Raw genomic sequence first — 23,220 nt, 5'->3', positions numbered from 1 at the left:
AAATGGCAAATGCCTTGGTATTTCATGCAAACCTTCAGTATGCTGAGATTCCAAAGAGTGAGATTCCAAAAGTTGTTGAAAAGTCATACATCCCAACAATCTTAGAGCTAATAAAAAGCGAGATTCCATTTGCTTTAAACATTACGGGTTTTTCCCTCAAGTATCTCCCAAAAGACCTGATAACACTTATAAAAGAGGGTGTGGAAAGCGATCTAATTGAGATTACTGGCACTGCTTACACTCATGCTATTCTGCCCCTCCTTCCCTTGGATAGGGTAGAGGCCCAGATAATGAAAGACAGAGCAGTTAAAGAGAGAACCTTTGAAGTGAAACCGAAGGCTTTTTGGCTTCCCGAATTGGCTTATGATCCTATAATACCTGCTATCTTAAGAGACTGTGGCTATGATGAAGTCTTTGTTGATGGGGAAGCGCTGCTTTTCTCAAATCACTTAAATTCAGCAATTAAGCCCATAAAACCTCTTTATCCTCATTTAATTAAAGCACAAAGAGGAGAGGGATTTGTCTATTGGAATTATCTTCTCGGTCTGAAAGAACTAAAAAGTGCAATAAAGCTTGTATTTGGTGGAAAGGTTACTCTCAAAGCGGTAAAAGAAATAACAGGCATCCCAGTGTGGGTGGCGGTTAACACTGCCGTTATGCTCGGAATAGGCGGGTTTCCGCTGATGAATGTTAAGAAAGCTGTGAAGTGGATTAAAGGGCTGGATGAAATAATATTATATGGTACTGATCTGGAGTTTTTCGGATACAGGGATTTGGCAGGTTATGTTTTGAGCATCCAGAAGCTCAGAGAGTTAATAAATGAGCTCAACAATGAGATTGTTCTTCCAAGCAGGCTGAAACACAGCGGAAGGAGTCTTTATCTAAGAACTTCAAGCTGGGCACCGGACAAAGGTTTGGATATTTGGACAAAAGATTGGGGGAATCGAAGATTGAACATGCTTTCGTGGGAGTTGAAGTGGGAACATGCGTTTTTAGCTGAAAACAGTGATGCTCGCGGTTGGGAACCTCTGGCTGAGAGAAGATTAGATGCGTTTAAGGCTATTTATCAAGCCTGGAGGGAGGGTTATGGGAAACATTAGACGCAGGATATCTATTGTGCTCCTTATTTTGATGGCTGCTTTTTTGATGGCAGATCAAAACCTTCTGCCCCCAAATTACCAGCAGATTATGCAGGAGTTCGGCATAAGCGAAACCCAAATGGGATTAGTTTCGACGATCTTTGTTGCAACGAGTGCATTAATAACCCTCATCTGGGGGTTCCTTTCAGACATTGGACGCAGGAAAAAGCTTCTTGTAATTGGCGTCCTAATCGGGGAAATTCCATGTTTCTTAACTGCATTTGTTCACAGCTATTGGCAGCTTTTGCTCATGCGTCTTTTTACTGGAATTGGAGTTGGTTCAATAATTCCGATAGGATATTCTCTGATAGCGGATATGTTTGAGGAGGAGCACAGAGGACGGGGGTATGCATATATTCAGACGGCTTTTGGATTTGGAACGCTCTTTGGAATGATAATCGCCGGACTAATAGCGAGCTGGAGACCGCCGTTTATAATAGCATCTGTTCCAAATTTTATTCTCGCACCCCTGTTTTATCTGATAGCAGAAGAACCTAAGAGGGGAGGAGGGGAAAAAGTCCTGAAAGAAGTTCTTGAGAGGGGCTACGAATACACCTACAGACTCAGCTGGGATGCTGTTAAAAAATCCTTCCAAACAAAGACGAATCTCCTGATATTCCTTCAGGGATTAAGTGGAACTGTTCCGTGGGGTGTTTTAATGTACTGGCTGGTTTCATTCCTTATCGTCACAAGAGGAATGGCAAAAGACACGGCGACGTTTGTTCTGCTAATTTTAGGGATTGCGACAGTTATAGGGACTCTTATCGGCGGTTTTGTTGGGGATTACTTTGAAGGGAAGATGAGAGGGGGCAGAGCGATTGTAACGGGCTTGGCAATATTCTTAGGTATGCTTGCGGCGATAGGAATTATTATATATCCCCTTCCAAGTCAGCTCAGTATTAAAGGCTGGATTGTCCTTGCACTTTATTCACTTCTCTTTCTTCAGCTTGTGAGCTTTGCTGGGCCGAACGTTACGGCAATAATTTCTCAGGTTAACCTCCCCGAGGACAGGGGCACAGTCTTCGGAGTCTTCAACATAATAGACAACGTTGGAAAAGCCCTTGGCCCTCTTTTCGGGGGATTCCTGATAGAGACGCTCAGAAATGCCGGCTACTCAAATGCTTTGGCGTATGAATATGCTCTCATAATCGGCTCGCTCTTTTGGATTCCATGTGCTCTTGTCTGGCTGTGGATTAGAAAGCAATACCCGGAAGATAGGAGTAGGATCCAAGAGATTTTGAAGAAAAGAGCCGAAGAAATTTTGAGGAGGGGTAATTATGATGTCATTTGAAATGTTGAATCAAATGCTCGGGAGCTTAGATCAGAAAAAAGCGGTTAAGTTTTTACTTCAGAACATACTTAGGATTGATTTGGACAATCCCTTTGAAAATGTTGAGAAAGTTCTGTGCATCCAGCCACATCCAGACGACTGTGAGCTTGCAGTTGGGGGAATTTTGGCTAAGCTTTTCCTGGAAGGAAAGGAAATTGTGTATTTAACGCTGACAGATGGGACTATGGGAACCAGGGATCCTATGATTTCTCCTCAGGAGCTCGCTGGGATTAGAAAAAAGGAGCAGGAAAAAGCTGCAAAAGTTATTGGAGTTAAAAAGCTGATATGGTTTGATTATAAAGACACAGAGCTTCCTTACTCTCCTGAAGTAAGAAACAGAATAATAAGCGTGATCCGCAAAGAGAAGCCCGATATCGTCTTTGCCCCTGATCCTTGGCTTCCATATGAGGCCCATCCGGATCATAGAAACGCTGGCTTTCTGGCTTTGGAAGCTGTCTTTTTTGCTCCATTTCCGTATATAAACAAAGGTGATCTTGAGAAGGGCTTGACACCTTACGAAGTTCCACTGGTTGCCTTATACTACACTGCAAGACCCAACTACATCGAGGATGTGACAGATGTTTTTGATGTAAAACTCAGAGCTCTAAAAGAGCATAGAAGCCAGTTTGAAAAGAACTGGCAACAATGGGAGCTCTTTATTAGAATTGTTGGGATGTTCTATGGGAAGAAAATTGGAGCTATGTACGGAGAAGGTATTAAAGTTCTTCCAAGGCTGCTGTTGCATGTTACCCCCTTTGCAGAGGTGGTTTGATGAGAATAGCCTTTATAGGTGCTGGGAGCATCTTTACTCCTTTAGCCCTCTATACAATAGCGAACAGCGAAATTTTGAGTAAGGCAGAGATTTACCTCGTTGATATTGACAAAGAGCGTCTGGAATTTATTGAGGCTGTAGGGAGAAAAATTGGCAGAGTTTTTAAGAAGGAGCTGAAAATTTGGACTTTCCAAGACATCCGAGAGCTTGAGGATTTTGGTATCGATTATGCAGTTATATCGGTTGAAAAAGAGCGCTACAAGCGCTGGAGGCTGGACTTTGAGGTTCCCCATAAATACGGCATAAAGCAGGTCTTAGGGGAGAACGGCGGCATCGGTGGTTTAAGCCACACTTTGAGGGTTGTTCCCATAGTCTTGGATGTTGCGAAAAAGATTGAAGACATAAACAGTGATGCTCGTGTTTTCATCTACTCAAATCCAGAGCCAAGAGTTACGTATGCTGTCTTAAACTACACCAAGCTGAGGAATGCCTATGGACTGTGCACGGGCTATCTTGAGAGGAAAGAAACATTAGCCCCCTTACTGAGGGTTAAAGAAAACCAAATAACTTTCATTGCTGCTGGTCTTAATCACTTCACATGGATCACGGAGCTTTACATTGATGGGGAAGAAAGTTATGAAAAGCTTGATTCCGCGTTAGAGAGGAATCCAAAGTTTGAACCTTTGTCTCTGCTCTTATACAGAGCTTTTGGTTTGTTCCCCTCTCCGAGTGACAATCACATTGGAGAGTACCTCAGCTTTGCATGGGACTTAATTCCCGAAGAGAAAAAAGGATTGAAGTGGATAGAACGGACCAAAAAAGAGGGAGAGGAAGTTAGGAAGCTTTTGCAGCTGTTCCTAAAAGGTTTCGTGCCCAAGTTCGCATTTAACAAGTTCATTAAGTTCCCAGATATTGCAATGAATATCGTTGAAGGGCTTGAAGGCAACAAAAAGCTTCAGGAGGCTATAAATGTTCCTAATAAAGGCTACATTGATTTGCCCTATGGAACTGTAGTAGAAGTGCCGGCTGAAGTTTCCCCCAAGGGAATCAAGCCTTTGAAGGTTAAGCTTACGAGGGAGGTAATACCGATGCTGAGAACTCAAGCAGAGATCCAGAAGCTCTCAGCTGAGGCTGCAGCGGAAGGCAATATAGAAAAAGTTGTACAAGCGGTTCTCCTTGATCCTGTTGTAAATAATGCAGAGAGTGGCTTAAAAGCTATAGCTGAGCTAATCGAGATCAATTTAGATATGCTTCCTCAGTTCAGCAAAGAAGATGCAGAAGAGATCAGAAAAATGATAAAAAGTTAAAGCTCTCTGAGACCATACTTCTCCAACAGCTCATTACTTATTTCCTTCCTCTTGGCAATTTCACCATAAACGTATGCACTTTTTCTTGGCTTTCTCTCAAAGGTCTCATAATCAATCTCAACGAGTCCAAACCTTGGTCTGAATCCCTCAGCCCACTCATAGTTGTCCATGAGTGACCAGTAAAAGTAGCCGTTGATATCAAGATCCTCTCTAATAGCTTTGTGGACATACTGCAGATGCTGGATTATGAACTCTATCCTCCACCCATCGTCAAGCGTTGCTATGCCGTTTTCCGTTATGTACATTGGTCTTTCGTATCTTGAAAAGGCTTTTATCCCCTCATAAATTCCCTTTGGATAGACACTCCATCCCATATCGGTCTTTCTGCTCACACTGGCATCTTCAACTATGAATGGATTCAGCGGATTCCAGCTCTTTTTGACCTTCTGGATGTTGTAGTAATTTATGCCTATGAAGTCCAAATCGCTTTCGTTTACTTTGTATTTTTTCATGAAGCTCTCGTAGCTTCCGTGGAAAATGCCGTCAATGAAAGCCCAGTTGAAGAGATAATCAACCCTGTCCCTCGCTTCCTTGTCTCTCTTTGAGTTCGTAGCTGGAATGAAATGCTGATAATTCTTAACAATCCCAACCTTGAACCTTCCGTGGAGAATTTCGTAAGCTATTGCATGGGCATTTATCAGATTGGCGGCGACTTTTCCAGCCTTTGGGGGGTTCTTTTTGAAAGGGGGCCACATTCCCATAAGATAACCAGCGACAACGTAAACCATCGGCTCATTAAACGTAGCTACAAGTTCAACACCCTTAAGTTCAGCTATGACGCTAACGTATTCTTCCCAGTACTTGAGGTTCTCATCTTTTTCAAAACCTCCCTTTAGGGCAAACCACATTGGAAGGGTGAAGTGGTGAACCGTGAGCATTGGGGTTATTCCTTTTTTGTTGAGGAGGTCTATAATATCTTGATATCTCTCAAGAGCAGACTCATTGAGCTTTCCTTCTTCTGGGAAAATCCTTGCCCACTCCACTGAGAGCCTGTAAGCGGGATAATTGAGTGATGCCATCAGTTCTATGTCCTCTTTGTAGAGCTCCCAATGGTTGCAGGCTTTTCCGGCTTTAGGGAGCCTCCCTTTTTCTGCCCAGTACCACCAGTCGCTCCATATGTTGTCTCCTTCTATCTGGTAAGAAGACGTGGCTGTGCCAAATATGAAGTGGTCGGGAAATTTTAACATTGCAACTCCCCATTACCCAAATATGTGGCGGTATGTTAATAAACTTTGATGTCAATCTTGACATATATTAAGCTAAAGTTCCTATTTTGGTGAAAGAACTTGGAACTTTAGTTGTCTAATGAAAACTGTTTGGGTGTGTGGTAATATTGAAAAAAAGCTTGCTGGTTGCCATTCTGGTCATATTTTCAATGGCTACATCTCCAATAGGAGCCCATTTTGACCCGCCCGGTCAGCCTGCGGTTCAGGTAAACGTGTACTTTATAGGCATGTCCCTGAGCGAGGATATGGACGACGGTGCGAACGGATACGCGGACATAATCGGCACGTATAAGGTCACGCACAGCGGGCACGGCACCAAAGACGGAAAGATCGACATGTTCTACTACGACTGGGACACGCTGAAGGGCAAAAACGGCTACATAAAAAAGCGCCTGCTCTACAGCCACAAGGAGTGCTCCCCGATAAAGCCGATAACTGTTGAGGTGGGCATGGAGGAGCACAACACCATTTTTTCAAACACCCAGCTCGGCTCGGGCTCCATAACGGTCACGAAGCCCGGGATATACGAGATAAAGCTGGACAAGGGGAAGGCTCTCATAGAGGTCAAGGTGACCCCGGCGGTTCTGTATTCCGAAAAATGCTCCTACTTCTACGACCAGCCCCCCAGCTACGCAAGCAGTCTGGTATCAAGCTCCGGCGGCTACATCTACGACTGGCAGCTTGCAAACATGATACACATGTGGATAGCCAACAGGACGGGCTACGCGAACATGGTCTTCATCTTCAACCAGTGCTTTGGCGGAGGAATGATTGACGACCTTAAAGAAAAGCTGAAGGGGACTGGAGATGCGGCATTTTTGAGCGCTTCCAAGCACGATGAACCGGCGTGGGGTTTAGGCGATGACTACAATCCCGATGCCTTCCCGGAGGTCAAGGGGAAGGGGTTTGAAAAACCTGAGGGGTTCTACCCAAAGGAAGTTGGGGAGGAACTTGCGAAGACGGGTAAGGACGCCCCAACAATAAAAGAGCTGGCCAGAAGGGCTGAAATGGAGGATATAAAGGGGCCTTACGGTCTGTGGAAAAAAGACATCGAGCGGCCGCAGTATACCTCCGTTGGCAGGGGCGACAGCATAAAGATTGGAAAGAAAGCGGACGGTTCAGACGTGAAGAGCAGGCACGCCATTCTCTTTGCAGGGGATGCGGACAGCAAAAGACACTGGAACAACCTCGACAGGGCGTACAAAGCCCTCAAAAAGCACGGCTTTACGGACACCGACATAATAGTCCTTGCCGGAAACGGGAAGACGATGCCGGACGGCACAAACGTTCCCGGCTATGTGGACGGACCCGGAACGAAGAAGGCCCTCTACGAGGCGATTGTGAACGTCAGCAAAAAGATGAACAAAAACGAGCAGCTGGTGTTCTGGGTTTCCGACCACGGGAACAGGGAAAGGATAGAGCTCTCCATTCTCAAAGACATCATTGACCCCGTAAGACAGCCCGTCCCTCCAAAGCGGACGGCCAGAAGACCGGAACAGGTCTCGTGGGACCTGGATGAGGAATTTTTGAAGGTCGTAAAGCTTGACCCGGACAACCAGCCCTACGTGAGCATACTCGTTGAGGCGACGCCGGAGGTTGTGGAGTACGGGGAAAAGATGTTCAGGAACATAGTGCTCTATATGAATGGGCAAATGCTGGAGCTAACAATGGTGGAGCCCATCATTGCATACGATGGAGAGCCCGACCTTGATGCCTTCGAACTCGTTTACTACATGGACGAGGAGCTTCTCGGAGAGGAAAACCTCATTGAGGTTGAATGGGCAGGAGATCCCGAAATGTTCATTGAATACACCATACTCGGGCTCATGATAAGCACGGGCGGCATAAATGAGCTTGAAGCCGAACCCGTTGAAGCCGTCGAGGAGCAAACGCTCTTTGAGCTTTTAAAGGAATATGTCCCGGTTTACAATGAAAACGCCGACAATCTTCCCGGATTCATTAAAAGAATAGCAGGAAATGAGAGGATAGACCTTGAGATATCCCTTGAAAACGGTAGCGTTCTCAACGTAGGTATCGTGACGGAAGGAGGCTATATAACGGAATTTTCAAAGGGCAGAATTTCGGAGCCCACGATGAGGGCATGGACAGACGAGGAGGTTGCGAGGAGGATCATAAGCTCGGAAGACCCCATGAGCACTGCTACAAATGCCCTAAAAATGGGAGAGATAAGGTACAGCGGCGTCGGGTTTGGGAGGACTTTGAGGGTCTTTGTCTTTAAGGTGGTCATAAAGGTGTACAGGGTGGTGGAGGTCATAGGAGACCTCTTCGGCTGACTTTTTTATTTTTCCACCGAAAGAAAAATTAAGCTTAACTGACATTTTTCTCTGGTGGGAGAATGAGGGAGCTCCGCTACAATCCGTTAACGGGTCAATGGATAATGGTTTCTGCCGTGAGAAAAAAGAGACCCTGGCGTCCTAAGAATTTCTGTCCTTTCTGTCCGGGGGGTGAGGAAACTGGTTTTGGCTGGGAGGTTCTTCTTTTGCCGAATAAGTTTCCGATGCTTGATTTCAAAGCGGAAAAGCCTCAAAATGAAGATTTCTACAAAAAAGCCAGAGCTATCGGGCAGTGCAGCGTTATAGTGGAAACTCCGGAGCATAATCTGAAGGATTTGGACGAGCTTTCTCTGGAGCAGATGGTTAAGGTTGTTGAATTATGGAAAAATGTAACTATGGAATTAAAGGATAATCCTCACGTTGCATACCTTGCAATCTTTCGAAATAAGGGTGAAGAGATCGGTGTTAGCTTAACACATCCACATGGACAGCTCTATGCTCTGCCGTTTATCCCCCTAAAGGCCCGCCTGAAAATTGAGAACTCAAGGAAGCATTACAGGCGCTTTGGTGAGTGTCTCTTCTGCAGAATTCTAAGAGAAGAAATGCAGAGTGAGAGGGCTATTTATGAGAATGGAAGCTTTATGTTATTCATGCCGTTCTTCGCTAACTGGCCCTTTGAAATTCATATCTATCCAAAGAAGCACGTGCAGTGGCTGACGCAATTGAATAGTGAGGAGATTGAAGATTTAGCCGACATTTTAAGGGTTGCAACGGCAACGCTCAACGCTCTCTTTGAAAGGCAGATGCCCTACGTGATGAACGTCTATCAGGCGCCGTTTAAAGGTCATTATGATTTTTATCACCTTCACATCGAGTTTTATCCCATGCTAAGGGATAGAAATAAGCTGAAATATGCTGCAGGCATTGAGCTCGGCACTTGGGAGTTCACCTACGATGGAGTTCAGGAGGAGAATGCTCAAAAGCTAAGAGAAGCCTGCAAGAAAATACTGGAGAGAGTTGAAGCTAAGGGGAGATGTTTTAGAGTTTAATCCCCGCCCTCACATTCACCTTCTTCCAGTTCCTCCTGTATAAAAACGGCAGCTTCCCCGGCTTAACCTTTGCGTTCCACTTATCAATCAACTTCTTCTCCTCCTCGAAAGCCCACTCTGTTAAAGTCCTGAGCTCCTCTGGAGATGGATTCTCTCTAACTTGCCTTTCCCTCTCGATTATCTTCTTCTGCAGTTCTTTCCTTTCTTTAGCAAACTCCTCTATGTAGGCTTTGTAGTTCATCTGAAACTTTCTGTGGAAGAGCTCAAATCTCCACCAGTAGCTGTTTGGATTGTACCTGTTCGTCGGCTTCTCCCCCAAATCTGGGATTCCGCTTTCAAAGTATATTGGCTTAAAGATGCTTAAACATGGAAGTGAAGTCCCCGTGAACCAGTGCACAGGTAAATCGTCATAAAGCTCTGATATCTGAGATGAGGCTGTCTGAGACGGCCTCGTTAAGCCTCCAAAGTGCATGCATATATCCCTCATAGAACCTTTGGCAGGCTCAAAGTCTTCAGCTTGGTGAGAGCGAAGAATCTGCATCATATATTCGAGGGTTATTTCCCCTTTCTTCTCGCTGAGCTTTTTATATGTGAAATTTCTCCTCTCCCTGCCGTGAGCAAAGTGGGTGTAAAATCTGTCGGAAAAATATTTAGCAAAGTTGAAGTTTGGCCTTTCCTTTGCAAGCTTTTCAATGCTCTCCGATGCCAAATCCCACTCATTCTCTATGGTGAGGGCGTTTGAGATGGAGTAAACATCTTTAATCTGCTTGGCAACCCAGTGCTTATCTGCGGTTTCAACAACCCATGCTTCGTTTTTATCAGCGATTATGAAGGAGTTGTGATACAGAAGTTTATGCTCGTAGCTCCCGTTTCCTCCTTGGCCATACTTTTCAATTAGTGAAATTATGAAATCCAAAGCTTCTCTGCTTGATTTTGTTCTCTCTAAAGCTAAGCGTATCATATCCATGCCTAAAATTCCTCTCTCGGGAACTTTCAGCTTTGTAAATACAGCTGTGTTTCCAATTACAAGACCGAATTCATTGGCTCCCATCTCTGCTCCCCACATCCACCAGGGGCGCGAGAGGATTACGGCGTAGGTTTCCTTAACTTGCGGGAATTCAACATAGGTGAGCTTAACCTTTTCTTCTTCATGTTTCTGCCTTGGAAGAAACTCCAGAATTTGGGCTTCATTTGGGTCTCTATCGCTGTTTTTGGCAAAAATCATTATTTCCTCTTTAGTGGCATCTGGAGTGGCAACTAATATGTCGCACATAAGATTCCCCTTTGAATGTTTAGATAAAGGTTTATAAAACGTTTTTGAAAAGTTGAGAGCGATGAAGAGGGAGAAGGCAGTAATGCAGGCGCTAAGAGAAAGGGTGGGCAAATTTAACACAAAGCAGAAGAGAAGGAAGAACATTGTCCTATTTGCTATCGGGATGTTTCTTGCAAATGTTTCTTGGGGCATGGCCTTTCCCTACCTGAGCGTCTATATGAGGATAATTGGGGGCACAATGCTCTTCGTTGGTCTCTTAAGTGTGGTGTTCAACATCACCTCAACAGTCTTTCAGTACCCATTTGGATATCTCTCAGATAGAACTCAAAAGAGAAAACCTTTCATAGCTTTTGGAGTCTTTTCCTCTGGTTTGATTTATGTTTTTATGGCTCTGGTCTCTTCACCAATCCTGCTTTTAACTTTGAGAGCTTTTCAGGGAGCTTTGACTTCAGCCATGATGCCTGCTCATTCGGCTCTAATCTCGGAGCTCTCAACTAAAGTTGGCTCAGCCTTTGGGTTCTTTAGCTCAGTTGAAAACGCTGGATACATGCTTGGGAACTTTCTTGGGAGCTTTATTGTAGAATATTTTGGAATTAAAGGAGCATTTTTTGTTGCGTTCTTATTTGCTACCCTTGGAACGCTGTTTGTTCTGATGATAAGCGAAAGGGTGAGGCCTAAAAAGAGGGACTTCGGTATAATAGCAGTTCAAGAGGGAAGGGAAAGCGATAAGGTTATCTTTGAAGGTGCAGCTTTTAGAAAGTTTATGCGTGGAAACTTGAGGACTTTCTATATCTCTATGCTTCTGGTGATGATAGCGTCGGGGGAGGTGTATTCAGTTTTATCGGTTTACTTTGGTGAGCTTTTTGGAGAAAAATGGGTTGGGGTACTCTTTGGAATTGATTCGTTAGCTGCTGCCGTAAGTGCTGTCTTCATAGGAAGGCTAATAGACCGGTATGGGGCAAAGCTTTTCTACGTTTTGTCAATTGCCGGGTATATGGCCGTTTTTGTTGGCTATATCTTTGCTACAAGCCTTTGGCTTATGGTTGCGATTTGTATGGTCTCTGGAATCAAGTGGTCAATGACCGTCAGCTCTGCCTCGACATATGTGGCATTAAAGGTCAAGACAAGTGAAAAGGCTCAGGCAATGGGGCTTTTAAATGCTATGATGAGCCTTGGATGGGCAATTGGACCAATGCTTGGAGGATATTTAGCTGGAATTAACTTTAAACTGATGTTCCTTTCGACTTTGGTTCCCCTCAGTCTCGCTCTTATTTTGGCGTTCAAACTTCAGTAATAATTATTCCCACAGCACTATGCACTCGGGTGGGACGTATTTAACAATTCTAACGTTTTTACCGGCTTTGTATATCCTGTAGCCCTTTCTCCTTAAGCATTCTGCATCAATGACCAGAATTACGACATCTTTTCCGTGTCTTAAGCCTGTGTAGTATGCTTCGGTTTTATCCTTTGTTAGGTGAACAAACCTCCTCTTCATGGGCTTTAATCCTTCTTTCAGAATGCTGTCCAGATTTTTCCGTGGTGTTCCGTGATAAAGGGTTCTGCTTTCCGTATCTTCCTCGTGATCTAAAAACACTTCGTAGCTGTGTCCATAGCGTGCTCTGATTTTATCTTCCCTAATCTCAAAGCGTCCCTTAGGATCAAGCTCAGCAACAGCTCTGACGTGCTCTTCTTTAACCCAGGGATAAACACTTTTAAGGGCTTTAATGAACTCGTCAAGCTCAATAAATCCGAAGTCATCTGGATTGAGGTCGAACTCCCACGGAGAGTGTCTCAAAATGTAAGTCATGAGCTTGCTTAACTTTACCCTTTTCCGACCGTTCAAGAACAGCTCACCTTTATGCTCTTCTGTAAATTTGCCGTTGTGGATGTAGATGTCCCTCATTGAAGGTTCACCAGAAGAGAGTGTAAAAAGAAGGGAAATCACTTAAATCTCCTTAATGCCATCTCTGCTGCGACGGTTATTGGATCAATCGTCGGGCTTATCGGCGGAGCATAAGCAGTTTCAAGGTAAACTACGTCCTCAACCGTTGCACCTTTCTGCGCTAAAGCAGAGAGGGTCATTATTCTGCCCCAAACCCTCTCACCACCGACTATCTGGGCTCCAATTAATTTTCTGTCTTCTTTTCTGAAAATCAGCTTAACGTGGATTGGCTTTCCTCCGGGATAATACTCTGGCTTAGTTGAGCCTTTGAACTTTCCAACAACAACGTTTATACCTTCTCTCTTAGCTCTCTCTTCTGTCATTCCAAAGGTTCCAATTTCGAGGTCGAACAACTCTGTTATTGCTGTGTTGAACACGGGCTTGAACCTCACGTTTTTGCCGAAGACGTTTTCAGCAGCAACCTTTGCCATCCTCACAGCAGTTGTGCCGAGCTGACTGAGGGTTCGTTCACCTGTTACTGCATCAAAGACCTCTGCACAGTCTCCTATGGCATAAATATCTGGATCGCTGGTTTGTAGATACTCATTTACAACTATTCCTTTGTTGACTTTGAGACCTGCTTTTTTAGCTAAATCGATGTTAGCTCTAACCCCAGTAGCTACAAGAACGAGATCAGCTTCGATTTCTTCGTCTCCAATCTTGACAGCTTTAACTGGGCTTCCAATTATCTCGCTCACTCCAACACCGAATTTAAAGCTTATGCCTTTTTCTTCTAAATGTTGTTGCACAATCCTTGCCATATCCTTGTCGAGCATGGTTGGCAGTAAATGCTCTAAAAGCTCTACAACCAGAACCTCCATACCGAGCTCCCTAAATGCTACAGCTCCCTCCAGCCCTATAAGACCAGCCCCGATAACAACAGCTTTCTTCGGCTTTCTCTCCTCGATGTAGGCTTTGATTTTTCTCACATCATCCATGCTTTTGAGTGTGAAGACACCCTCATTTTCAACCCCTTTTATTGGAGGCACGAAGGCTCTTGAACCCGTTGCCAAGACGAGCTTATCGTAGGGAACCTCTCCTTTGTCTGTTATTACAACCTTTCTCTCTCTGTCAATTTCTTTTGCCTCTGTCTCAAGCATCAGCTGGATTTTCTGCTTCTCGTAAAAGCTGTTTGGAAAGACAACTATGTCCTCAAGCTTTGGGATTTTTCCGCTGAGAACAAACGGCAGGGCACATGGTGAGTACTGCATGGTCTTTTCCTTCCCGATGACAATAATATCAGCCTTCCTGTCAAGTTTTCTTGCAAAAAGCGCGAAGTTGCTCCCAGCTGTTCCAGAACCTATAACAACAATTCTCATCACTATCACCAAAGAAAAATTGAAAAGAGGGTATAAAAATCTAAGGTTCAGGCTCAACAATTGTTCCGTTGTGCTTCCCTCTGATGACATCAAAGAGGTTTACCGCATCGTTTTTGCCAACAACATATGTCCTGATCTTCCCTCTTTGGATGAACTTAGCAGCGAGAGCATCAACCACACTGCTCCCTCCAGCTTTGCTCTCTCCCTGCATGGCAATTTCGACGAGCTGAGCGGTTGTAATCTTCCTGAGCTTCTTGGCATTTGGATTCTCCCTTGGATCGCTGTCATAAACGCCGTCAACATTTGTAATCACGACAAGCAAATCAGCCTGAAGATATTCAGCCAAAAGAGCAGCAACGGCATCTGTTGTATGTCCTGGATGGGTTCCACCCATGATTGGTATCTTTTTGAGCTGTATGACCTCCCAGGCTTTTCTGAAGTCTTGAACAACGAAAGGGTAAGCCTTCTCTCCAAGAGCCGCTATAAGGAGCATGGCATTTGCCCTTGTGATGTGAATTCCTATGTAATCTTTGAATGTTTCGTTTGGGGTAAATGTTTTTGCCGCTTTGATGTATTCTCTTGAAACCCTTCCACCTCCAACAACAACAGCAACTTCATGATCTTCGCTTATCTTGACGAGCTGGTAAGCAAGCTTTTTGATAAAATCAATATCGGGTTTATCAGGAACAAGAACAGAGCCTCCAATATCAAAGACTATCCTCATGACGACCCTCACGAAGTTAATCCAGCAGGCTTTATAACTTTTTCTTAGCCCTAAATTTGTCAAATTGTCAGAATGACAAAGATTCTTGGCTCACTTATATAAACATAAAGTTTATTTATCCTCTATACGAAATAATTTTCGGGAGAGTGATAAAGAATGGAGCCCCATGAATTTAAGCTAAATGAAGAGGGACTGAGAGCAGTTCTGCCACCGTTAGAGGCGGAGATTATGGAGTATATGTGGAAGGTAAAGATAGCCACAGCTGGAGAGGTTTATGAGCACATGAAGGAGAGACATCCAGAAATGAGGCGCTCAACGGTCAGCATACTTATGAACCGTCTTTGTGAACGCGGGCTTTTAAAGAGAAGTGTTGAAACTGGCAGGGGCGGGATGAGGTATGTGTACAGCATAACAACGACAAGAGAGGAATTTGAAAAGAGGATCGTTGAGACAATACTAAACGCGCTTATGAATAATTTCAAAGAGGCGACATTTGCATACCTTTCGAAAATAAAGAAGTGATTTAGATGCTGAGACTCATAATCTTGGCTCAGATTTTGATAACTGTCTTATATTTGGGCAAATTTGGGTTAGTTGTTGTATTTGGCTCCGCTTCTATGCTTCTCTTAATGTATTTGTGGGTAACCAGACACTCTCTTAAGAGGGAACACTCCAAGCTTAAGTGGGAGGACATGCCTTGGCTGTATGATGGTATTGCCAGAATGGCTAATAAAGCGGGAATTGGGATGCCCTATGTTTACATCCTTGACGATTATATCCCAAACGCCTATTCGTTTGGCAATTCGATTGTGCTTTCTTTGGGATTGTTTGAAGTATTGGACAGAGAGCAGATCTTAGGTGTTGCCGCCCATGAAATCGGACATATTAAAAATGGTGACACCTTAATATTCCCTATTATAGCATATGGTAGGTATTTCATGCTTTTTTTGGCTGGGGCAATTTCATTAATTGTGCATAGCACAATTGCTGTACTTGCATCGCTGGGGCTTTATATGCTTTATGAAATTGAGAGGCTTAAATTCCTCAAAGAGAGGGAGTTCAAGGCTGATGAAACAGCGTTATATCTATTAGACAGACCCTTTTCGCTTAAGGAAGCTCTTGAGGAGCTGAAGTATTATGAAGACCTGAGAATAAATGTTAGAGCTTCAGCTCTGCCAGGGATAGAGCCCAATATTGAAAGAAAACAAAAGAAAAGTTTTATGGACACTCACCCAAGTTATGATGAGAGGATATGGAGAATACTTGCAGAGATTGAAGGGGCTATGTTTAGGGACACCCTTAAGTGATTCAAAAATTCTTTTAAGATTTGTTTCTTAATCCTTCTTTGGGTGGGAGTGTGAAGGTTGAGATTGTTTTAGATGAGAAAAAAGCAGAGCGAATTAAAAAAATCCGCCCTACAAAGGATGAATATTTCATGCTGATAGCAAAGCTTGTTTCGCTTAGGGCAACGTGTCCAAGGTTAAGAGTTGGTGCTGTTGCTGTTAAAGATGGATACATCCTTGCAACAGGTTATAACGGAGCTCCAAGGGGCATGGATCACTGCATTGATGTTGGTTGTTTGATAGTGGATGGGCATTGTCACAGAGCAGTTCATGCTGAGCAGAACGTCATAGCAATGGCTGCAAGAAAAGGGATAAGCCTCGAGGGAGCAACGCTTTACGTTACCCACTTTCCATGTGATACTTGCTTTAAGCTTTTGGTAAATGCTGGGATAAAGGAGATTGTTTACGAGGAAATGTATCCGAACAAAGCTACGGAGATTCTGCTTAAAGAAGCTCAGGAAAAAGGTATGATAAAAATTAGGCAGTTTAAGCTCCCTAAGGAAAGAGTTAAGGCTTTCTTAGAGGAGCTGTTTGCGAATGAATTCTGTGATAAGGATTAACTTTTTTTCTTTATCTCTTCTAACTTCTCATTTATTTCCCTCAGCTCTATTGCAATCTTTCTTGTAAGCTCTGTTATCTCCCTTTCTGCCTTATCAACTGCAAGATATACCTTGAATATCATCAAGTAGCTTATTCCAATTGCTACAACAAAGAGGGCATCTAAACCCCTGCCGAGTCCAAGAACCCGCTTGATCTCAAGTGAAATTTCAATTGGTTTGAGGGTAATTATCAGCATTATCAAAAGCAGGATTTCCCAGAACAGAAAATCCTTCCACTCCAGTTCCCTTCTCCCATATTTGCTTAAAACATAAATCATTAAACCGAGGATTGTTACAATTGCTATATACTGAACCGCCAACATTTCCGCTCACCTCAATTTATCAAAAAGCAGATTTAAAGCTATTTTAATGCCTTCAAATACATTTGTCCCTTTCTTCATAGCATACTCAGTATAAATTGCTCTAATTGGAACCTCCACAATTCTGCACTTGTTTTTGCTTGCTTCAATTATTATTTCACTTGATACTGCATAGCGGTCACATGTTATCTTAATTTTGGAAGCACACTTCCTGTTAAAGCACCTTAATCCACTTTGGGAGTCACTGACATATCTGCCAGCAAAGACCGCAGTTATTGCATCAAGAACAAAGTTTCCAAAGCGCTTTATAAAGGGCATTTGGCTTATATCTCCTCTAAGTCTCGAACCAATGGCTAAGTCAGCTTTGCCCTCAGCTACAGGTTTCATGACCCTTAGTGCATCTTCGACTAAGTGCTGCCCATCTGCATCGAAGGTTATTATAAGCTCTGCTCCTTTGAAGAGAGCATACCTTATTCCCGTCCCGAGTGCCCCTCCAAGTCCCCTGTTAACGAGATGTGTTAGAATCCTGACACCTCTGTTTTTCGCTATTTCCTCTGTTTTATCCCTGCTGCCATCGTTAACTACAATTATATGTTCCGATTTAAAGTATCTTAAAAGGTCATCAAGGACTTTTCCAATTGTATGCTCCTCATTGTATGCTGGAACAACAACATATGCATTTAAAATTCTGCGAAAGAGAGATAAGAGTTCCCTCATAGTTGGAACTTCAAAATCTGCTTTTTCTTCAATGGAAAAGCTCATTCTTCCACTTTCATGTTCTGTTATCAGAATGCTCAATGCCCCAACTTTTTTTGCTGGAATAATATCGTATCCGTGGTCACCAATAACAACGGTCTTTGTGGAAGGAACTTTGAAATGTTCAAGGATTCTTTTAATGTGCATTTCATTCGGCTTAACTTCTCTCCAGGAGACATCATCCCGTGTGAGGATAAGCTCGAAATAATCCTTTATCCCATGCATCTCTAAAGCTTTAAGTGTTGCATCTCTGCAGTTTCTTGTCATAATTGCCAATTTTATTCCCTGGCTCTTTAGGAACTCCAGAATCTCTTTTGTGCCCTCGAACAGAAAGCTTTCATACACCCTTTTAACTTCCAGTTCTTCAAGCAGTTTTTTTAACCCATTGACGTCCTTTCCAGTTTCTTCCGCAATCCTGAAAAGGTTTTCATACATAGGCGTTAGATCGCCTATTATTTCTTGAGGAATACCAATTTCAAGAAGTTTTTCTCTCAGCTTCTCCTTGATCTCCGTGAAAGTCATGGGGGCACCTATGAGAGTTCCATCGAGATCAAATATTGCCAATCTTATGTCCATTGAGACCACCGAAGGGTTTATCTTTTATGCTGTCTCATTCTTTTGGGGATCAGAGATGATTTGGGTATTGGCATTTATAGGGTTATCCCTCTCGCTGATTTTGACCTTCTACTCTGCCAATATAATGAAAAAAGCTGGAATAGTTGGGAAGGACATACATAAGCTGGATAAGCCAGAAATTCCTGAAATGGGAGGAATTGCAATTTTAATCTCTCTTTCAGTAGTCTTGACACCTGTTTTAACTGGTAATCTGTCAACAGTGTTGCTGGTATTTCTCCTTTTTGGAGTGGTAGGGATAATTGATGATTTAACGAATCTCAGGCAGTCTCACAAAGTTCTGCTCTCTCTGCTGATCTCTTTACCTCTATTGAGCTTAAAAGTAAGCAGTGGTCTTAATCTTCTGCTCTTTACGATTAATTTGAAGACACTATACTATCTGTTTGCTGTCCTATTTGTGACAGCTTCTGCAAATCTTGTTAATATGCTTGCAGGTTTTAATGGGCTTGAAGTTGGGACTTCCGCAATAGCCTTGCTCTTTTTGGGATTGATAACGTCAGGGGATGCTCGAGCGTTGGCTTTTGTGGGATTTGCTGTTGCTCTTGGGTTCTTATGGTGGAACAAATATCCAGCAAAGGTCTTCCCTGGAGATACTGGAACCCTTAGTCTGGGAGCCCTTATAGGATTAGTTGGGATACTCGGCAAAGTTGAGATCTTTGCGGCAATCCTCCTTGTCCCTCACATGATTGATTTTCTTCTAAAGACGAAAATAAAGTTCAAAGGGCGACCGCTGGGCAGAACAGAGATCTTAGAAGATGGTACCTTAAAAGCACCACCGTATCTAAGCTTCTTGGGTTTAATAATGAGGGCAAAAAGGGTAAAGGAGTATGAGCTTGTTGCAATTGTGTGGGCAATTGAGGCTATTCTCGGCTTCGTTGTGCTTCTTCTTCATCAATCACTTTGACCATTCCAAACCCATATTTCGTTTTTTCACCAAATCCATTTTCATAGGCAAATTTTGCTATTTCCTTGGATCCATAGTACCGGAACACCATAAGGGAACCCCGGAAGTAGGTGTCTTTGACTTTAATCCTAACAGGTTTGTACTTTATAACATCGATTCTAAAATCTTTGTCCTCGGGCATTCTCTCCTCAATTTCAGAAAAGCGCATTAGCATTATCTTCCTGAGCTTATCGTGAAATGTTTCCTCACTGGGGTATAAATCCCAAATTTTCATTCTATTCCCTTCAAGCTTTACCGTCCGCACTATTATAGGGCTCAGAGTGGAGAAGAGAGTACCATCTTTTATCTTGGGTTCTCGGAGAACCTTAACACCATCCATGATGAATGTTGAATTTTCAATTTGAAGCACGGGATTTTCAATGAATCCCTCAACTATGGATTTTATTACATCAACAACTGAAGAAGAGATGTAAAGGCATACCTCATCGGACAGAATTTTAATTCCCTTATCGGGTATAAGTTCTCTTTTTCTTACCATTATTCTGGAGAATGTAAAGTAGTCCTTGTGGGTAGTTTCCAGCAATCTTGCAAGCTCGGGGGAGTTTATGGCTACTTTTTGAATAATTTGAGTGTAGACATCATAGTTGTAGTTAAAGGGGAGAATCGTCCCTTCATCTCTGGGTTTGAGCCTGATTTCTATTCTCATTAAACCCACCCTCCTGATTAAGCATTAAAATATACGCATTCATCGTTAATAAGAATTTCGAGTTGAGTTAGTACATATCAAAAATCGTACCAAAACTTTATAAAGAAGCTTAAGAAGTGAAGGTTAGGCGAATCTAATGGTAATCGGGAATAGAGTTAAAAGTTCTTCTCACAAAATTAGTTATGGAGGGATGGGTTATGAGTGACATTAATGATGTCGTCAAATCTCATGATGAGTATGATGATTACATCATTTATCTAAAAAGAAGAATTAGACAGCTTGAACTTCAAGTGAGAACACTTGAGGCAGACAAGGAGAGACTTGAAAGGGAGCTTTCACGCTTAAGAATGGAGATGTCAAGGTTAAGACAGCCACCAGCTTTTGCTGGAACTTTGCTTGAGATACTCGACGATGACAGGGCGATAGTTCAGAATTACAACGGTCCAAGATTTGTGGTCAGAATAGCACCATGGATTGAAAAGGAAAAGCTGAAACCGGGGAGCAGAGTAGCACTTGACCAGAGGACAATGGCCGTTGTTGAAATACTGCCATCACCGAAGGATCCTTCTGTCCTTGGGTTTGAAGTTATTGATAGACCAAACGTGACATATGACGATATTGGGGGATTAAAGAAGCAGCTGCAAGAACTCAGAGAGGCAGTTGAGCTTCCGCTTAAACATCCAGAACTGTTTGAAAAGGTTGGAATTGAACCACCTAAGGGTGTCCTCCTTTATGGTCCACCGGGATGTGGAAAAACATTGATGGCCAAAGCTCTTGCAAGGGAAGTTAATGCAACATTCATCAGGGTTGTTGGCAGTGAGCTTGTAAGAAAATACATTGGAGAAGGTGCTCGATTGGTGCATGAGCTGTTTGAGCTGGCAAAAGAAAAAGCCCCCACCATAATCTTCATAGATGAAATTGATGCCATAGGGGCTAAAAGATTAGAGGAAACCACTGGAGGAGAAAGAGAAGTTAACAGAACCTTAATGCAACTTTTAGCAGAGCTTGACGGATTTGATCCAAGAGGTAACGTTAAGGTAATAGCAGCAACTAACAGACCTGATATCTTAGATCCAGCACTTCTTAGGCCAGGAAGATTTGACAGATTGATTGAAGTTCCTTTACCTGACTTTGCAGGTAGACTTGAAATCCTCAAGGTTCACACAAGGAAGATGAACCTCAGGAACGTGGATCTTAGAGTTATTGCAGAGATGACAGAAGGAGCAAGCGGTGCAGATCTCAAAGCCATAGCAACGGAGGCTGGAATGTTCGCCATCAGAGACAGAAGGGAGTATGTAACACAGGAGGATTTTCTGAAGGCTGTGGAGAAGGTATTTGGGTCAGAACAGAGATTGGCACAGCAGATAGCTATGCATGAGGTTATGTATGGCTGATCCTTTTCTTTTGTGTCCCTATTATTATCAATGCAACCATATACATCAGTGGAATAAAATAAAATGCCTCCCCATAACCCAAGGTGTCAATTAGGACTCCAAGGAGATATGGGCCGAGAGTTGCTCCAAAGAATCCCATCATATTGACAAAACCCATTACTGACCCTTTATTTTCATTTGTTGCCTGTTCTGCAGTATACGCTGTAACTATTGGGCCAACTGAGTAGAAAAACAAACCCAGAATTGGCATTATTATGGGCATTGCTGTTTTTGCTAACAGGAATGAAAGAAAGGCGTTAAATCCAAGGGACAGAATTAGGCTCTTCTTTTTAAGCCTGTCGTAAATTGTGCCACCTACCAGAGAGCCTGCAATCCCAACTATTGAGAGGATAGAGAAATATAATGAAGCCTCCTCTAAGCTTCTCCCCCTGTTTACAAAGAAATCTGGAAGAAATGTCAGCATGCCAAAGAATGCCAGCATACTTATGAAATTCATAATGCTCAGCCTAATGACATGCTTTGGGATTCTAAGCTTTGCATGTTCAACTTCATGAAGTTCTCCTTTTATGGATAGAAGCAATGTAATGCCAATTATCGCACTCATAGCAGAAAGAACCAAAAATGCGTATTTCCACTCCAGAGCCAATGCAATAGGAACAACAATCAGAGGGGCTATCCCACTTCCTATTGGCGGGCCAACCATAAAAACACCAAGAGCTGAGCCTTTCCTTCCTTTATAGATGTCGCTGATTAGAGCTGTCGCTGGAGCATAGTAAAGACCTGCAAAAATGCCGTAAAGAGCTCTTATGCTTAACAATTCCCAATACTCTTTTGCAAAGATTATGAGTGCGCTTGCAAGGGAATAACCAAGAATACTGATCACAACAAGCTTTTTTCTTCCAAGTTTATCCCCCAAATATCCTGCGGGAACCTGAATTAGAGCATAGGGTAAGAGAAGGGAAGTCATCAAAAGACCTGCTTGGGCGTTATTGATTCCAAGCTCTGTCTTTATTATAGGGATGAGAGGTGGGATAGCCATTCTATGGGCATAGTTAAATATCCATCCGAGGGAGAGGAGCAGTAATAGTTTCTTCCGCATGCTTTTAGATAAAGAGTTAAGCGTTTAAAAATTTATCTTAGATTAGGTAAGGGTTTAAAAATGAACCTTCAAACTCTTACTGGGGTAAAAATGGTCAGCAAACTAATAGCACTTGAAGTTTATCACAATCTCAAAGACATAGATTTCCGGATATTGAGAGGGGTAGAATTGAATATGCGCCATCATCAATGGGTGCCGTTAGAGGATATTGCCAAGTTTGCGAGAACCGATGTTGAGACTGCTTCTTATCGCTTAGGGAAACTTGATAACTGGATGCTCGTAAGGAGGAGAAGTGATATTGGTTATATTGGCTATCAGCTCACTATTCATGGATATGATGTTTTAGCGATTAGAGCCTTTGCAAGGAAAGGTGTTATCGAGGCAATAAGTCAAACTCAGATTGGTGTTGGAAAAGAAGCTGATGTTTATGTTGGAATAACCCCTCAAGGAGAAAAAGTCGCAGTCAAGTTCAACCGTATTGGGAGGACAAGTTTTACCAGAATTAAACTCTACAGAAGGGATTTTATTGACAAACATCATATAAGCTGGCTCTACATCTCACGTTTAGTTGCTGAGAGAGAGCATGAGGCTCTGCAGTTGCTTTCTCCTATAGCCAAAGTTCCGAAGCCGATAGCATGGAACAGACATGCCATAGTGATGGAGTTCATTGAGGGTGTTGAGCTGAGCGAACTTAGGGATGATGATTTGACAAGGGAGGAGGCTGAGGATATTCTCAATAAGGTTTTAGACGAATACCTTAAGATAGTGCGCTTTGGAATTGTTCATTCTGATATGAGTGAGTTTAACATAGTTCTAACAGAAGATGATGATATCTTGATTATTGACTGGCCTCAATACCTGCCAACTGCATATCCAGAGAGTTTGGAGTACCTAAGAAGAGATATATCAGTTTTACTGAATGCTTTTCACAGAAGATGGCGAGTTAAAAAGGACTTTAGTGAGGTTTGGAATGAATTCTATGAAGCTTGGTTAGAAAGTAGAGGAGAAAAAGATAATAAGGATTAAGTAGG

General features: G+C 43.0%; 22 protein-coding genes. 13 read left to right on the top strand and 9 right to left on the bottom strand.

Annotated features, from left to right (window positions below; all coding sequences use genetic code 11):
- Positions 1-2 precede the first annotated feature (2 nt).
- From TERMP_RS04845 to TERMP_RS04830, 4 genes are read left to right on the top strand one after another with little or no spacing between them, the layout of a single operon-like run.
- A complete protein-coding gene (locus TERMP_RS04845; RefSeq protein ID WP_013467244.1) occupies positions 3-1,100 on the top strand; it encodes a glycoside hydrolase family 57 protein in 1,098 nt (365 codons plus the stop codon).
- Positions 1,087-2,430 (top strand): MFS transporter, encoded by a 1,344-nt coding sequence (locus TERMP_RS04840; protein ID WP_048159761.1) that lies wholly within the window; start codon positions 1,087-1,089, stop codon positions 2,428-2,430. The genes TERMP_RS04845 and TERMP_RS04840 overlap by 14 nt, the downstream gene beginning before the upstream one ends.
- Entirely contained in the window at positions 2,417-3,241 is an 825-nt protein-coding gene (locus TERMP_RS04835; protein ID WP_237702879.1) for a PIG-L deacetylase family protein, read from the top strand. Before TERMP_RS04840 ends, TERMP_RS04835 begins: the two co-directional genes overlap by 14 nt.
- Positions 3,241-4,548, top strand: a complete 1,308-nt coding sequence (locus tag TERMP_RS04830) for a family 4 glycosyl hydrolase (RefSeq protein ID WP_013467241.1) — start codon at positions 3,241-3,243, stop codon at positions 4,546-4,548. The genes TERMP_RS04835 and TERMP_RS04830 overlap by 1 nt, the downstream gene beginning before the upstream one ends.
- Here the strand turns inward: TERMP_RS04830 and TERMP_RS04825 are convergent.
- Complete coding sequence (locus TERMP_RS04825; RefSeq protein ID WP_013467240.1) at positions 4,545-5,795, bottom strand: glycoside hydrolase family 1 protein; 1,251 nt, start codon at positions 5,793-5,795, stop codon at positions 4,545-4,547. The genes TERMP_RS04830 and TERMP_RS04825 overlap by 4 nt on opposite strands.
- Positions 5,796-5,932: 137 nt before the next feature.
- On the opposite strand from TERMP_RS04825, the gene TERMP_RS04820 reads away from it, so the two are divergent.
- Both TERMP_RS04820 and galT read left to right on the top strand, forming a co-directional pair.
- Positions 5,933-8,128, top strand: a complete 2,196-nt coding sequence (locus tag TERMP_RS04820) for a hypothetical protein (RefSeq protein ID WP_148221067.1) — start codon at positions 5,933-5,935, stop codon at positions 8,126-8,128.
- Between the two features lie 62 nt (positions 8,129-8,190).
- A complete protein-coding gene (galT, locus tag TERMP_RS04815; RefSeq protein ID WP_013467238.1) occupies positions 8,191-9,177 on the top strand; it encodes a galactose-1-phosphate uridylyltransferase in 987 nt (328 codons plus the stop codon).
- Here the strand turns inward: galT and TERMP_RS04810 are convergent.
- On the bottom strand, positions 9,167-10,450 hold the full coding sequence (locus TERMP_RS04810; RefSeq protein WP_013467237.1) for a C69 family dipeptidase: 1,284 nt from the start codon (positions 10,448-10,450) through the stop codon (positions 9,167-9,169). The genes galT and TERMP_RS04810 overlap by 11 nt on opposite strands.
- Positions 10,451-10,511: 61 nt before the next feature.
- Between TERMP_RS04810 and TERMP_RS04805 the strand changes: the two genes are divergently transcribed.
- Positions 10,512-11,744, top strand: coding sequence for an MFS transporter (locus TERMP_RS04805; protein WP_013467236.1), 1,233 nt, complete (start codon positions 10,512-10,514; stop codon positions 11,742-11,744).
- Positions 11,745-11,747: 3 nt separating this feature from the next.
- Here the strand turns inward: TERMP_RS04805 and TERMP_RS04800 are convergent, their stop codons facing one another.
- The 3 genes from TERMP_RS04800 to pyrH are packed head-to-tail and all read right to left on the bottom strand — an operon-like array spanning position 11,748 to position 14,435.
- On the bottom strand, positions 11,748-12,395 hold the full coding sequence (locus TERMP_RS04800) for an RNA 2'-phosphotransferase (protein WP_013467235.1): 648 nt from the start codon (positions 12,393-12,395) through the stop codon (positions 11,748-11,750).
- Positions 12,392-13,711, bottom strand: coding sequence for an NAD(P)/FAD-dependent oxidoreductase (locus TERMP_RS04795; RefSeq protein ID WP_013467234.1), 1,320 nt, complete (start codon positions 13,709-13,711; stop codon positions 12,392-12,394). The genes TERMP_RS04800 and TERMP_RS04795 overlap by 4 nt, the downstream gene beginning before the upstream one ends.
- 40 nt (positions 13,712-13,751) lie before the next feature.
- The gene (pyrH, locus tag TERMP_RS04790) at positions 13,752-14,435 is read right to left on the bottom strand and encodes a UMP kinase (RefSeq protein ID WP_013467233.1); all 684 of its coding nucleotides are present in this window, start codon (positions 14,433-14,435) and stop codon (positions 13,752-13,754) included.
- A gap of 156 nt (positions 14,436-14,591) precedes the next feature.
- On the opposite strand from pyrH, the gene TERMP_RS04785 reads away from it, so the two are divergent.
- The 3 genes from TERMP_RS04785 to TERMP_RS04775 are packed head-to-tail and all read left to right on the top strand — an operon-like array spanning position 14,592 to position 16,338.
- Entirely contained in the window at positions 14,592-14,957 is a 366-nt protein-coding gene (locus tag TERMP_RS04785; RefSeq protein ID WP_013467232.1) for a BlaI/MecI/CopY family transcriptional regulator, read from the top strand.
- Positions 14,958-14,962: 5 nt separating this feature from the next.
- Positions 14,963-15,742, top strand: a complete 780-nt coding sequence (locus TERMP_RS04780; RefSeq protein WP_013467231.1) for a M48 family metallopeptidase — start codon at positions 14,963-14,965, stop codon at positions 15,740-15,742.
- Positions 15,743-15,792: 50 nt separating this feature from the next.
- The gene (locus TERMP_RS04775; RefSeq protein WP_013467230.1) at positions 15,793-16,338 is read left to right on the top strand and encodes a deoxycytidylate deaminase; all 546 of its coding nucleotides are present in this window, start codon (positions 15,793-15,795) and stop codon (positions 16,336-16,338) included.
- Here TERMP_RS04775 and TERMP_RS04770 read toward each other — a convergent pair.
- Positions 16,335-16,700: a DUF2304 domain-containing protein gene (locus tag TERMP_RS04770; protein WP_013467229.1), complete on the bottom strand. Its 366-nt coding sequence runs from the start codon at positions 16,698-16,700 to the stop codon at positions 16,335-16,337. The two genes, TERMP_RS04775 and TERMP_RS04770, sit on opposite strands and share 4 nt — an antisense overlap.
- A gap of 6 nt (positions 16,701-16,706) precedes the next feature.
- Positions 16,707-18,029, bottom strand: a complete 1,323-nt coding sequence (locus TERMP_RS04765) for an HAD-IA family hydrolase (RefSeq protein WP_013467228.1) — start codon at positions 18,027-18,029, stop codon at positions 16,707-16,709.
- Between the two features lie 55 nt (positions 18,030-18,084).
- On the opposite strand from TERMP_RS04765, the gene TERMP_RS04760 reads away from it, so the two are divergent.
- Positions 18,085-18,990: an MraY family glycosyltransferase gene (locus tag TERMP_RS04760; RefSeq protein ID WP_013467227.1), complete on the top strand. Its 906-nt coding sequence runs from the start codon at positions 18,085-18,087 to the stop codon at positions 18,988-18,990.
- Here TERMP_RS04760 and cas6 read toward each other — a convergent pair.
- Positions 18,947-19,696 carry a CRISPR-associated endoribonuclease Cas6 gene (gene cas6, locus TERMP_RS04755; RefSeq protein ID WP_013467226.1) on the bottom strand — a complete coding sequence of 250 codons (750 nt, stop codon included), beginning with the start codon at positions 19,694-19,696 and terminating at the stop codon, positions 18,947-18,949. The two genes, TERMP_RS04760 and cas6, sit on opposite strands and share 44 nt — an antisense overlap.
- Before the next feature lie 197 nt (positions 19,697-19,893).
- Between cas6 and TERMP_RS04750 the strand changes: the two genes are divergently transcribed.
- Positions 19,894-21,090 carry a proteasome-activating nucleotidase gene (locus tag TERMP_RS04750; protein WP_013467225.1) on the top strand — a complete coding sequence of 399 codons (1,197 nt, stop codon included), beginning with the start codon at positions 19,894-19,896 and terminating at the stop codon, positions 21,088-21,090.
- Here TERMP_RS04750 and TERMP_RS04745 read toward each other — a convergent pair.
- Positions 21,077-22,189: an MFS transporter gene (locus TERMP_RS04745; RefSeq protein WP_013467224.1), complete on the bottom strand. Its 1,113-nt coding sequence runs from the start codon at positions 22,187-22,189 to the stop codon at positions 21,077-21,079. The two genes, TERMP_RS04750 and TERMP_RS04745, sit on opposite strands and share 14 nt — an antisense overlap.
- Positions 22,190-22,279: 90 nt before the next feature.
- Between TERMP_RS04745 and TERMP_RS04740 the strand changes: the two genes are divergently transcribed.
- A complete protein-coding gene (locus TERMP_RS04740) occupies positions 22,280-23,215 on the top strand; it encodes a serine/threonine-protein kinase RIO2 (protein ID WP_048159760.1) in 936 nt (311 codons plus the stop codon).
- Positions 23,216-23,220 lie beyond the last annotated feature (5 nt).

It is taken from the genome of Thermococcus barophilus MP (genome assembly GCF_000151105.2).
Taxonomy (GTDB): domain Archaea; phylum Methanobacteriota_B; class Thermococci; order Thermococcales; family Thermococcaceae; genus Thermococcus_B; species Thermococcus_B barophilus.
Note: the sequence above shows the minus strand (reverse complement) of the source record. Positions and strands in the feature narration are given on the sequence as shown.

Excerpts from the sequence above, each read along its gene's own strand:
- TERMP_RS04780 (WP_013467231.1), top strand. The coding sequence starts at position 14,963 with ATGCTGAGACTCATAATCTTGGCTCAGATTTTGATAACTGTCTTATAT.
- cas6 (WP_013467226.1), bottom strand. The coding sequence starts at position 19,696 with ATGAGAATAGAAATCAGGCTCAAACCCAGAGATGAAGGGACGATTCTC.
- TERMP_RS04745 (WP_013467224.1), bottom strand. The coding sequence starts at position 22,189 with ATGCGGAAGAAACTATTACTGCTCCTCTCCCTCGGATGGATATTTAAC.
- TERMP_RS04765 (WP_013467228.1), bottom strand. The coding sequence starts at position 18,029 with ATGGACATAAGATTGGCAATATTTGATCTCGATGGAACTCTCATAGGT.
- TERMP_RS04795 (WP_013467234.1), bottom strand. The coding sequence starts at position 13,711 with ATGAGAATTGTTGTTATAGGTTCTGGAACAGCTGGGAGCAACTTCGCG.
- TERMP_RS04810 (WP_013467237.1), bottom strand. The coding sequence starts at position 10,450 with ATGTGCGACATATTAGTTGCCACTCCAGATGCCACTAAAGAGGAAATA.
- TERMP_RS04785 (WP_013467232.1), top strand. The coding sequence starts at position 14,592 with ATGGAGCCCCATGAATTTAAGCTAAATGAAGAGGGACTGAGAGCAGTT.
- TERMP_RS04750 (WP_013467225.1), top strand. The coding sequence starts at position 19,894 with ATGAGTGACATTAATGATGTCGTCAAATCTCATGATGAGTATGATGAT.
- TERMP_RS04770 (WP_013467229.1), bottom strand. The coding sequence starts at position 16,700 with ATGTTGGCGGTTCAGTATATAGCAATTGTAACAATCCTCGGTTTAATG.
- pyrH (WP_013467233.1), bottom strand. The coding sequence starts at position 14,435 with ATGAGGATAGTCTTTGATATTGGAGGCTCTGTTCTTGTTCCTGATAAA.
- TERMP_RS04835 (WP_237702879.1), top strand. The coding sequence starts at position 2,417 with ATGATGTCATTTGAAATGTTGAATCAAATGCTCGGGAGCTTAGATCAG.
- TERMP_RS04845 (WP_013467244.1), top strand. The coding sequence starts at position 3 with ATGGCAAATGCCTTGGTATTTCATGCAAACCTTCAGTATGCTGAGATT.
- galT (WP_013467238.1), top strand. The coding sequence starts at position 8,191 with ATGAGGGAGCTCCGCTACAATCCGTTAACGGGTCAATGGATAATGGTT.
- TERMP_RS04805 (WP_013467236.1), top strand. The coding sequence starts at position 10,512 with ATGAAGAGGGAGAAGGCAGTAATGCAGGCGCTAAGAGAAAGGGTGGGC.
- TERMP_RS04840 (WP_048159761.1), top strand. The coding sequence starts at position 1,087 with ATGGGAAACATTAGACGCAGGATATCTATTGTGCTCCTTATTTTGATG.
- TERMP_RS04760 (WP_013467227.1), top strand. The coding sequence starts at position 18,085 with ATGATTTGGGTATTGGCATTTATAGGGTTATCCCTCTCGCTGATTTTG.
- TERMP_RS04830 (WP_013467241.1), top strand. The coding sequence starts at position 3,241 with ATGAGAATAGCCTTTATAGGTGCTGGGAGCATCTTTACTCCTTTAGCC.
- TERMP_RS04740 (WP_048159760.1), top strand. The coding sequence starts at position 22,280 with ATGGTCAGCAAACTAATAGCACTTGAAGTTTATCACAATCTCAAAGAC.
- TERMP_RS04825 (WP_013467240.1), bottom strand. The coding sequence starts at position 5,795 with ATGTTAAAATTTCCCGACCACTTCATATTTGGCACAGCCACGTCTTCT.